The following is an 11971-nucleotide window of genomic DNA, read 5'->3' as shown; positions in this document are numbered from 1 at the left end:
ATCCGGTTCGCTTTTACACTTCCAGGTAGTTCATGATCCCATCTGCCGCTTTACGGCCTTCGGCAATTGCTGTAACCACCAGATCGGAACCGCGAACGATATCGCCGCCGGCGAAGATTTTCGGGTTGCTGGTCTGGAAGGCGTTTTCGCTACCTTCTGGCGCAATCACGCGGCCCTGGGAATCCAGCTCAACGCTGTGTTTCGCCAGCCACTCCATGCTGTGAGGGCGGAAACCAAATGCCATCACGACCGCATCTGCCGGAACCACATGCTCGGAGCCTGCCACGATTTCTGCGCGACGACGGCCTTTGGCATCCGGTGCACCCATTTCGGTACGCGCCATCTTCACGCCGCTGACTTTGCCGTTTGCATTCACTTCGATGCCTAATGGCTGAACGTTGAACTGGAACTCAACGCCCTCTTCACGCGCGTTTTTCACTTCGCGTTTCGAGCCAGGCATGTTCTCTTCGTCACGACGGTAGGCACAGATAACGTGCGTCGCGTTCTGACGGATTGAGGTACGCACGCAGTCCATCGCGGTATCACCGCCGCCCAGTACCACCACACGTTTGCCTTCCATCGTGACGTACGGCTCAGCGGGGGTTTCACCAAAGCCCATCATCTGCTTGGTGTTGGCAATCAGGAACGGCAGGGCGTCAAACACGCCCGGAGCGTCTTCATTTTCCAGCCCACCGCGCATCGACTGATAAGTGCCGACGCCGAGGAACACGGCATCGTAATCTTTCAGCAGATCGTCGATCTGGATATCACGGCCGACTTCGATGTTCAGTTTGAACTCAATGCCCATGTCGGTGAAGATTTCGCGACGGCGGGTCATGACCTCTTTTTCCAGCTTAAAGGCCGGAATACCGAAGGTCAGCAGCCCGCCGATCTCCGGATGACGATCGAACACCACGGCTTTGACGCCGTTGCGGGTCAGCACGTCGGCACATGCCAGACCTGCCGGACCTGCGCCGATGATCGCCACGCGTTTGTCCGTCTGACGCACGCCGGTCATGTCCGGACGCCAGCCCATCTCAAACGCTTTATCGTTGATATAGCGCTCAATGTTACCGATGGTCACCGCGCCAAACTCGTCGTTCAGCGTACAGGAACCTTCGCACAGACGGTCCTGCGGACACACGCGGCCACACACCTCTGGCAGGGTGTTGGTCTGGTGCGACAGCTCGGCGGCTTCGAAAATACGCCCTTCGTTGGCCAGCTTCAGCCAGTTCGGAATGTAGTTGTGGACCGGGCATTTCCATTCGCAGTACGGGTTGCCGCAGGACAGGCAGCGATCTGCCTGCGCCTTGGCCTGGCCTTCTGAAAACGGCTCGTAAATTTCAACAAATTCAATTTTACGGATCTTCAGCGGTTTCTTTGGCGGATCAACGCGCTGCAGGTCGATAAACTGGTATACGTTCTGGCTCATTGCTACCCCTTACTGCGCCTGCACACGCAGCTCTGCTGCGCTACGACTACGGTGACCCAACAGTGCTTTAACATCGCTGGACTTCGGTTTAACCAACGCGAATTTCGCCGAGAATGCTGGCCAGTTCGCCAGGATCTCTTCGCCGCGCGAAGAACCGGTATGCTGCACATGCTCGGTAATCAGACCGCGCAGATGTTCCTCGTGGATCGCCAGTGTTTCAACGTCCAGCACTTCTACCAGTTCCGGGTTAACGCGTTTACGGAACTCACCGTCTTCGTCCAGGACATAGGCGAAACCGCCCGTCATGCCTGCGCCGAAGTTCACGCCGGTTTTGCCCATTACGCAGACAATCCCGCCGGTCATGTATTCACAGCCGTTATCGCCGATACCTTCAACCACCGTGATGGCACCGGAGTTACGTACCGCAAAACGCTCGCCCGCACGGCCTGCGGCAAACAGACGTCCGCCCGTCGCGCCGTACAGACAGGTGTTACCGATGATGCTCGCTTCGTGGCTGCGGAACGCAGACCCAACCGGAGGACGCACCGCCAGCAGACCGCCCGCCATGCCTTTGCCGACGTAGTCATTGGCATCGCCGGTCAGGTACAGCTCAACGCCGCCGGCGTTCCAGACGCCGAAGCTCTGACCCGCCGTACCGCTGAAGTGCGCGGTAATGGGATCGGCTGCTAGCCCCTGATCGCCATGGGTTTGCGCGATATAGCCAGAGAGGGTAGCGCCTACGGAGCGGTCGGTGTTGCGGATATCAAACCAGAACGTTTTGCTCTGTTTGTCATCAACATACGATTTCGCCTGCTGCAGCAGCTGCGCGTTCAGCACGCCATTGTCGAACGGCGGGTTGTTCTCGGTGCAGTAAACGGCTTTGCCTGCGTGCGGCTCGGCGGTTTCCAGCAGACGGGACAGCTCCAGTTTCTGCTGCTTGGCGGTAAACCCTTCCAGCTCTTTCAGCAGGTCGGTACGGCCAATCAGATCGACCAGACGCTTCACACCCAGCTGTGCCATCAGCTCGCGAGTTTCGCGGGCGATGAATTCAAAGTAGTTAGTCACTTTGAACGGCAGGCCGTGGTAATGGTTCTTACGCAGTTTTTCATCCTGAGTTGCCACACCCGTTGCGCAGTTGTTCAGGTGACAAATACGCAGGTATTTACAGCCCAGCGCCACCATTGGCCCGGTGCCAAAGCCGAAGCTTTCTGCGCCGAGAATCGCGGCTTTGATGATGTCGAGACCGGTTTTCAGGCCGCCGTCCACCTGCAGACGGATCTTGTGACGCAGGCCGTTAGCCACCAGTGCCTGTTGTGTTTCCACAAGGCCCAGCTCCCACGGACAGCCCGCGTATTTCACGGAGGAGAGTGGGCTTGCGCCTGTCCCGCCGTCATAACCTGCGATGGTGATCAGGTCCGCGTAGGCTTTTGCCACACCGGTGGCGATCGTGCCCACGCCCGGTTCGGAAACCAGCTTCACGGAGATCATCGCTTTCGGGTTGACCTGTTTCAGGTCAAAAATCAACTGCGCCAAATCCTCGATAGAGTAAATATCGTGGTGCGGCGGAGGAGAGATCAGCGTTACGCCCGGCACTGAGTAGCGCAGTTTGGCGATGTACGGCGTGACTTTATCACCCGGTAACTGACCGCCTTCGCCCGGCTTCGCACCCTGCGCGACTTTAATCTGAATCACGTCGGCGTTGACCAGGTACGCTGGCGTCACGCCAAAGCGACCAGAAGCCACCTGCTTAATGCGCGACACTTTGTTGGTGCCGTAACGCGCAGGATCTTCGCCGCCTTCGCCGGAGTTCGAGTTACCGCCGATGCTATTCATCGCTTCGGCCAGCGCTTCGTGGGCTTCCGGGCTGAGTGCGCCGATCGACATCGCCGCAGTATCAAAGCGTTTATACAGTTCGCTGGCCGGTTCAACGTCATCAATGCTGACGGTTTCGCCGTTTGGATTCACCGCCAGCAGATCGCGCAGCGTAGCCGCCGGGCGCTCGTTAACCAGACTGGAATACTGCTGATAATCGCTGTATTCGCCGCTCTGAACCGCCTGTTGCAGGGTGCGCACCACGTCCGGGTTGTAGGCATGGTATTCACCGCCGTGAACGTATTTCAGCAGACCGCCTTGATCCAGCGGTTTGCGCGCCAGCCATGCGCGTTTGGACAGGTTCAGCAGGTCCTGCTGGAAGTCAGAGAACCCGGCACCGCCGATACGGCTGATGACGCCCTGGAAGCAGAGATCTGCGACATCATCGTGCAGACCGACCGCTTCGAACAGTTTCGAGCAGCGGTAAGAGGCGATGGTCGAGATGCCCATTTTGGACATGATCTTGTACAGACCTTTGTTGATGCCGTTACGGTAGTTCAGCATCACAGTACGGTAATCTTTCTCGATGGCATGACCGTCGACCAGTTTCGCCAGCGTTTCGTAAGCCAGGTACGGATAGATAGCCGTCGCACCGAAGCCCAGCAGCACGGCGAAGTGGTGCGGGTCGCGGGCGCTTGCTGTTTCAACAATGATGTTGGCGTCACAGCGCAGGCTCTTATCCACCAGGCGGGTCTGAATGGCACCCACCGCCATCGGAGCCGGAACCGGCAGGCGGTTTTTAGCGATGTTGCGGTCAGACAGCACCAGCAGAACGGTGCCGTTACGGACCATCTGCTCGGCCTTATCACACAGGGCTTTCACCGTCTCTTCGAGGCTCGCTTCGGTCACGTCGAAGGTAATATCGAGCGTGTCGGCGCGGTAGTGCTCCTCTGTCATGGTGGTGAGCTGTTTGAAATCGGAGTACAGCAGAATCGGCGACTTAAAGCTCAGGCGGTGTGCCTGGCCTTCGGCTTCGCAGAAGACGTTCATCTCGCGACCGATACTGGTGGCCAGCGACATCACGTGCGCTTCGCGCAGCGGATCGATTGGCGGGTTGGTCACCTGCGCAAACTGCTGGCGGAAATAATCGTAAATGATGCGTGGCTGGCTGGAGAGCACGGCAAACGGGGTATCATCACCCATTGAGCCGACCGCTTCCTGGCCATTTTCGCCGAGGACGCGGATAACAGAATCCAGCTCTTCGGCGCTGTAGTTAAACTGTTTCTGGTAGCTGGCGAGGGTATCGTCGTCCAGCTCGCGGCTGCCGACTTCTTCGTTCGACAGGTCTTCGAACGGCACCAGACGGCGGACGTTTGTCTCCATCCACTCTTTGTACGGATGGCGGCTTTTCAGATCGTCATCGGTTTCCGCCGAGTGCAGAATGCGCCCGCTGCGGGTGTCGATTACCATCAGTTCGCCTGGGCCGACGCGGCCTTTTTCGACCACTTCGTCAGGCTGGTAATCCCAGATCCCCACTTCGGACGCGCAGGTGATCAGCTTGTCTTTGGTGATAACGTAGCGCGCCGGGCGCAGACCGTTACGGTCGAGGTTACAGGCGGCGTAGCGCCCATCGGACATAACGATGCCTGCCGGGCCGTCCCACGGCTCCATGTGCATGGAGTTAAAGTCGAAGAACGCGCGCAGGTCCGGGTCCATATCCGGGTTGTTCTGCCAGGCTGGCGGAACAAGCAGACGCATTGCACGTACGATATCCATCCCGCCTGCCAGCAGCAGTTCGAGCATGTTATCCATCGAGCTGGAGTCAGAGCCGGTTTCGTTGACGAACGGGGCGGCGTCATGCAGATCCGGGATCAGCGGAGTCTGGAATTTATAGGTACGCGCGCGCGCCCACTGGCGGTTACCGGTGATGGTGTTGATCTCACCGTTGTGCGCCAGGTAGCGGAAAGGCTGAGCCAGCGGCCAGCGTGGAACGGTGTTGGTGGAGAAGCGCTGGTGGAAGAGGCAAATGGCCGATTCCAGACGCAGGTCCGCGAGGTCCAGGTAGAAGCGCGGCAGGTCAGCCGGCATACACAGACCTTTATAGATGTTCACCAGGTTCGAGAGGCTACAGACGTAGAACTCTTTATCGTCCTGCAAACGTTTTTCGATGCGGCGACGGGCAATAAACAGGCGGCGTTCCATATCGCGCGGACGCCAGCCCGCTGGCGCATTCACAAAAATCTGTTCGATACGTGGCAGCGAGGAGAGGGCGATTTCACCGAGCACCCCTTCGTTGGTTGGCACATTGCGCCAGCCGACAATCGACAGGGTTTCGCGTTGAAGTTCTTCTTCGACGATGCGGCGTGAGGCGGCAGCTTTTTCAGGGTCCTGATTCAGGAACAGCATGCCGACAGCGTAGTTTTTGGCTAAACGCCAGCCGCGCTCTTGCGCAACGATGCGGAAGAAACGATCCGGTTTTTGTAGCAGCAAGCCACAACCATCGCCGGTTTTACCATCAGCGAGGATTGCACCACGGTGCTGCATACGGGCCAGTGCGTGTATAGCGGTACGCACTACCTTGTGGCTAGGTTCGCCTTCTATGTGGGCGATCAGGCCGAAACCACAGTTATCCTTCTCAAGGGATTTATCGTACAACATATCAGTGAACCTCCCCAGGCTCTTCGGGACTCCCCACTGAACCGTGGCGCACAGGCACAGAAAGAGCGCGGCGACGGGGTTTGCGTTTCATACGCGCACCTCGCATTCGCCCTCTTCATTTCCTTTTCGCACAGGTCAAACAAGTTTGAGGACTTGCTTCAGAGGGAATCTCAATTACTGCATAAATATGATAAGCAGGCTGCTTATCCAGAAAGCTTCCAGCGGATTTCCAACTTATCGGGAATTGATACACAGGTCAAATGGCAATCTTATTTATACAAAAATGTGCTAAAGGTGCGTTATTGCTTTGAATATAAACGAGATTTAATCAGTTTTGCAGCCGCAAAAGAGAGGGGGAAGGCGCGAGGGAGTGTGATCTGACTCACTATCTGAAAGCGGTATTATCCCTTTAGCATGCTGAATGGCGGGTTTTTTGCAGGATAATAATCTGGTACGGGCGATCAAGTTGCATAATCGCACTGTTTTACTGCCAGAGGGCGATAAGTGAAAAAATCCCCGCGAACATAAGGAAAAGTAATTGCCAGGGTGATGAATGAAATTGCAGTAATAGTGAGTTTTTATTCAAATGAATAATAGCCGTCCAGGGCGATTGATCCAGGTCATCGCCGACAGAGGCTAAAAATGGCAGGCTTGTCCCCTTTCTCCGGGACGGTCTATCAGATTATGCAGTTACAGAAATTAGTCAACATGTTTGGTGGGGATCTTTCACGCCGCTACGGGCAAAAGGTTCATAAGCTCACGCTGCACGGCGGTTTTAGCTGCCCTAATCGCGATGGCACCATCGGGCGTGGCGGCTGTACTTTCTGTAATGTGGCCTCTTTTGCCGATGAGGCGCAGCAGCATAACTCTATCGCCGAGCAGCTTTCCCATCAGGCGAGTCTGGTTAACCGCGCAAAACAGTATCTGGCCTACTTCCAGGCCTACACCAGCACCTTTGCAGAAGTGCAGGTGCTGCGCTCCATGTATCAGCAGGCCGTAAGCCAGGCGAATATCGTCGGGCTATGTGTCGGTACGCGCCCGGACTGCGTACCTGAAGCCGTACTGGATTTACTGAGCGAATATAAAGATCTGGGCTACGAAATCTGGCTGGAGCTGGGATTGCAGACCGCGCATGACAAAACACTGCATCGGATCAATCGTGGTCATGATTTTGCCTGTTACCAGAAAACCACCCGACTGGCGCGGGAGCGCGGTTTAAAGGTCTGTTCGCATCTGATTGTCGGTCTGCCGGGAGAAGGGCAGCAGCACGGTCTGGAAACCCTGGAAAGAGTTGTCGAGACGGGCGTGGATGGCATTAAGCTCCACCCGCTGCATATTGTAACCGGAAGCACCATGGCGAAAGCCTGGGAAGCCGGGCGGTTAAATGGCATTGCGCTGGACGAGTACACCGTGACGGCAGGGGAGATGATCCGCCACACGCCGCCGGAGGTGATTTACCACCGCATCTCTGCCAGCGCACGCCGCCCAACGCTTCTAGCGCCCTTGTGGTGCGAGAACCGCTGGACGGGGATGGTCGAACTGGATCGTTATCTGAACCAGCACGGTGTGCAAGGCTCGGCGTTAGGTACGCCGTGGATCTCCCCGCTACCGACGTCGTCCACCCAGTAAGCTCCCCAGCATGCCGCGCACAATCTGATTCGTCACCTGCCGCGCGGCGCTTTTAGCCATAGTCTGCACCACACCATCGCGTTTACCGCCGCGTGGGCCGGTGCTGCCAAACAGAATATCTTTCAGCCCGCCGAGAATGCCGTCGTCAACGGCAACATCACTCCCTTTAGCCGCTGGAGCTTGCTGCTTCTCGGTACTCGTCTGGACCCCTTTTTGCAGCATCTCAAACGCGGACTCCCGGTCCACTTCATCCTCGTATTTGCCGTAAACCGACGAGTGGTTGATCAGCGCGTTACGCTCGTCGTCCGTCACCGGCCCCATGCGAGAGAATGGCGCGATAACCATTGCGCGTTCGACGACGGACGGGCTGCCTTTGGCATCAAGGAATGAGATGAGCGCTTCCCCGGTGCCGAGCGCCTGAATCGCCTCTTCCGTATCAAACGCAGGGTTCGCGCGCATGGTTTGCGCCGCCGCTTTAACCGCTTTTTGATCTTTCGGAGTAAAAGCACGCAGCGCGTGCTGCACGCGATTCCCGAGCTGGCCCAGCACGTTATCGGGAATGTCGGAAGGGTTCTGCGAGACAAAATAGACGCCCACACCTTTAGAACGGATCAGACGAATCACCTGTTCGATTTTATCCAGCAGAACCTGTGGGGCGTCGCTGAACAGCAGATGCGCTTCGTCAAAGAAGAACACAATCTTGGGTTTCTCCAGATCGCCCGCTTCCGGTAGCTGTTCATAGAGTTCTGAAAGCATCCACAGCAGGCTGGCGGCGTAGAGTTTCGGCATCTGGTAGAGCTTTTCGGCGCTCAGGATGTTGATGATCCCTTTGCCGTTACTGTCGGTACGCATCCAGTCTTTGATATCCAGCATGGGTTCGCCGAAGAAGTGCTCTGCGCCCTGCTGCTCGAGGGTGAGCAATCCGCGCTGAATAGCGCCCACCGATGCGGGGCTGATATTTCCGTACTGGTTCTGGAAGGATTTGGCGTTATCGCCAATGTATTGGGTTATCGCACGCAGATCTTTAAAATCAAGCAGCAGCAAGCCCTGATCGTCGGCAATGCGGAAAATGATATTCAACACGCCGGACTGGACGTCGTTAAGATTAAGAAGCCGCGCCAGCAGCAGCGGGCCGAGATCCGAGACGGTCGCGCGCACGGGATGGCCTTTCTCACCGAAAATATCCCACACCACAACAGGATTCGCCTGCGGCTGCCAGTCGGTCACGCCGATGTTTTTCAGCCGCTCAAGCAGTTTTTCTGACGCTGAGCCCTCCTGGGCGATGCCGGTTAAATCGCCTTTCACGTCAGCCATAAAGACCGGCACGCCAATACTGGAAAAAGACTCCGCCAGTTTTTGCAGAGTCACGGTTTTCCCCGTCCCGGTGGCGCCGGTAATCAGCCCGTGGCGGTTCGCCATTCCGGGCAACAGGAACAACTCTTTATCCAGCGTCCGGGCAATCAGCAGTGGTGTACTCATGGTGCGCTTCCTCTCTTTGTCCTGCGTCGAGTATAGGCAACCTGACGGCAATTTGACTCAGTAAATTCCTGACTTTGCGGCGCATTACCCAGCGCGGACTATGCTTTTGCATACGATTCACAAAAAGTTGGAAAGCTATGTCCAGATTCTTTTTTAATGACCGCAAACAGCTGGTCAATGACGCCATTGAAGGCATACTGATCTCCGCGCCACACGGCAATTTGGTCAAACTCGATATCGATCCGGCCATCCGCGTGGTTGCGCGCAGTGACTGGGATAAGAGCCGGGTGGCGGTGATTTCCGGTGGGGGCTCCGGCCACGAACCGGCGCACGCCGGATTTGTCGGCAAAGGGATGTTAACCGCTGCAGTGTGCGGGGATCTGTTTGCGTCCCCGAGCGTCGATGCGGTGCTGAATGCCATCGTGGCAGTGACGGGCGATCGTGGTTGCCTGCTGATCGTTAAAAATTACACCGGCGATCGTCTGAACTTCGGCCTCGCAGCGGAAAAGGCCAAACGCTACGGACTGAAAGTCGAGATGGTGATTGTGGCTGATGACATCGCGCTTCCGGACAACAAACAGCCGCGCGGCATTGCGGGTACCGCACTGGTCCACAAAATTGCAGGTTTTGTGGCCGAAAAAGGGAAATCGCTGAGTGAGGTCCGGGATATTGCGCAACAGGCCTGCGAAAACCTGTGGAGCCTGGGTGTGGCGATGCAGACCTGCAACCTGCCGGGAAGCGATGACGAAGAGGGGCGTATTAAGCAAGGGCATGTCGAGCTGGGTCTGGGCATTCACGGCGAGCCGGGGGCGTCGGTGCTGGATACGCAAAACAGCAAAGCCATTATCGACAAGCTGATCGCGCCACTCAAAGAGAAGGCGGGGGACGGGCGTTTTGCGGTGCTGATTAACAATCTCGGCGGCGTGTCTGCGCTGGAAATGGCGCTGCTGACGAAAGAGCTGGCGCATTCGGCGCTACAGGATCAGATTGCGTATCTCATCGGCCCCGCACCGCTGGTGAGCTCGCTGGATATGAAGGGTTTTTCTCTGTCGCTGCTCAGGCTAAACGAGACCTTTGAACGGGCGATTAATGAGCCTGTCGAGACCATCGGCTGGCAAAAACCAGTGGCGTTTGCGCCGCTGCGCACGTTGCCGCATACGGCTATACAGGATCGCGTGGACTATGCACCCTCTGACAACGCGCAGGTTGCGGCTTTGGTTGGGGCGGCGACGCAAACGCTGGTCGATCTGGAGAATCGCTTGAATGCGCTGGATGCAAAAGTGGGTGACGGCGATACGGGGTCGACCTTTGCGCAAGGCGCGCGGGACATTGCGCAGTTATTGCAAGAGAAGCAACTGCCGCTGAACGACGTCCCGAAATTGCTGCTGCTGACGGGCGAGCGACTGGCAACGGTGATGGGCGGATCGAGCGGGGTGTTGATGTCGATCTTCTTTACTGCTGCCGGGCAAGCGCTTCACGACGGCAAACCGCTGGCGGATGCTCTCCTCAGTGGGCTTGCGCAAATGAAGCAATACGGCGGGGCGGATCTCGGCGATCGCACGTTGATCGATGCGCTGCAACCGGCGCTGGAAGCGTTGCAGAAGGGCGACATCCAGGCTGCTGCACAGGCGGCGAAGAAAGGGGCCGACGCGACGGCCAGTATGCAAAAGGCTGGCGCGGGGCGATCGTCGTATGTGAATAAAGAGAATCTGGACGGGGTGATGGATCCAGGGGCGGTGGCTGTTGCGGAAGTTTTTGCGGCGCTCGCGCGATAGTGTGAAATGTGCCGGGTGGCGGCTGCCTTACCCGGCCAACGTTTGAGTGTTGTCGGCCCGGTAAGTAAAACGCTACCGGGCAATGAACATCAGAAGTCCGCTTTCAACACCACGCGATAACGGGCTTTACCGTCACGCACATGCTGGATGGCTTCGTTGATTTTCGACATCGGGTAGAGTTCGGTAGTTGGCGCTACTTTGGTGCGCCCCGCGAACTTCATCAGCTTGCGCAATTCAAACGGGGTACCGGTCGCAGAGCCGGAAATGCTGCGATCGCCGCCAATCAGGGTGAATGCCGGAACCGGAAGCGGCTTCAGTACCGCACCGACGGTGTGGAAATTCCCGCCGTATGCCAGTGCTTCAAAGTACGGCTGCCAGTCGAGATCGACATTGACGGTGTTGATGATCAGATCGAACTGACCGGCCAGCGCTTTCAGCAGTTCCGGATCGCGGCTGTTGACCACTTTATCAGCCCCCATCGCCAGCACTTCTTTCTCTTTCGCCGGATTGGAGCTAAAGGCAGTCACTTCGCAGCCCATCGCGTGCAGTAATTTGATGGCGATATGGCCTAAACCGCCGATCCCAATCACGCCGACGCGACTGGTGGCAGTGACGTGATGCATCAGAAGGGGTTTGAAAACGGTGATACCGCCGCACAGTAGCGGGCCGGCGGATTCGATATCAATGCTGTCGGGCAACGGGATAACCCACTGCCAGTCGGCGCGAAGTTTGTCGGCGAAACCGCCTTTATTGAGGATGGTAGGAACTGCGCCTTCCAGACAGTTGATCTGGTTGCCGCTAATACAGGCATCGCAATGGCCGCAGCTACGAGCGGTCCAGCCAATGCCGACGCGCTGGCCGACTTTCAGCCCTTTGTCCTGCGCTGCTGTACCCAGTGCCACCACGCGACCAATCACTTCGTGACCGGCAACCAGCGGATAGCTTGAGATGCCCCATTCGTTGTCGATCATAGACAGGTCTGAGTGGCAGATCCCGCAATAATCGACCTGGACTTCGACGTCTTCTGCTTTCAGCTCGCCCGCATCGTATTCGTACAGTTCAAGGTCTGCACCTGCCTGCGGCGCGGCATAGCTTTTTATCTTCGACATCGTCTTTCCCCCGTTTTGGTGTGAACTGAGAGTGTAGAGCATTCAGTTTACAGCTGCTTAACAGAAGAGGGCGGGAA

At 57.1% G+C, this 11971-nt stretch carries 6 protein-coding genes; 2 read left to right on the top strand and 4 right to left on the bottom strand.

The features are described 5' to 3' along the window. Positions 1–13 precede the first annotated feature (13 nt). Together F153LOC_RS09460 and gltB are read right to left on the bottom strand one after the other, a co-directional pair. The gene (locus F153LOC_RS09460) at positions 14–1432 is read right to left on the bottom strand and encodes a glutamate synthase small subunit (RefSeq protein ID WP_102105504.1); all 1419 of its coding nucleotides are present in this window, start codon (positions 1430–1432) and stop codon (positions 14–16) included. Between the two features lie 9 nt (positions 1433–1441). Beyond that, on the bottom strand, positions 1442–5902 hold the full coding sequence (gltB, locus tag F153LOC_RS09455; protein ID WP_102105503.1) for a glutamate synthase large subunit: 4461 nt from the start codon (positions 5900–5902) through the stop codon (positions 1442–1444). 684 nt (positions 5903–6586) lie between these two features. On the opposite strand from gltB, the gene F153LOC_RS09445 reads away from it, so the two are divergent. Then, positions 6587–7531: a TIGR01212 family radical SAM protein gene (locus F153LOC_RS09445; RefSeq protein WP_102105533.1), complete on the top strand. Its 945-nt coding sequence runs from the start codon at positions 6587–6589 to the stop codon at positions 7529–7531. On the opposite strand, the gene F153LOC_RS09440 is transcribed toward F153LOC_RS09445, so the two are convergent. Continuing rightward, the gene (locus tag F153LOC_RS09440) at positions 7508–9010 is read right to left on the bottom strand and encodes a helicase HerA-like C-terminal domain-containing protein (protein ID WP_102105502.1); all 1503 of its coding nucleotides are present in this window, start codon (positions 9008–9010) and stop codon (positions 7508–7510) included. The genes F153LOC_RS09445 and F153LOC_RS09440 overlap by 24 nt on opposite strands. A 137-nt stretch (positions 9011–9147) precedes the next feature. Here F153LOC_RS09440 and F153LOC_RS09435 point away from each other — a divergent pair, with 137 nt between their 5' ends. Continuing rightward, a complete protein-coding gene (locus F153LOC_RS09435; RefSeq protein WP_102105501.1) occupies positions 9148–10785 on the top strand; it encodes a dihydroxyacetone kinase subunit DhaK in 1638 nt (545 codons plus the stop codon). 89 nt (positions 10786–10874) lie between these two features. Here F153LOC_RS09435 and F153LOC_RS09430 read toward each other — a convergent pair whose 3' ends face one another. Beyond that, entirely contained in the window at positions 10875–11894 is a 1020-nt protein-coding gene (locus tag F153LOC_RS09430) for an NAD(P)-dependent alcohol dehydrogenase (RefSeq protein WP_102105500.1), read from the bottom strand. Positions 11895–11971: the final 77 nt, after the last annotated feature.

Origin of the sequence: Lelliottia sp. F153 (assembly GCF_002870005.1) — a bacterium.
Classification (GTDB): Bacteria; Pseudomonadota; Gammaproteobacteria; order Enterobacterales; family Enterobacteriaceae; genus Enterobacter; species Enterobacter nimipressuralis.
Note: the sequence above shows the minus strand (reverse complement) of the source record. Positions and strands in the feature narration are given on the sequence as shown.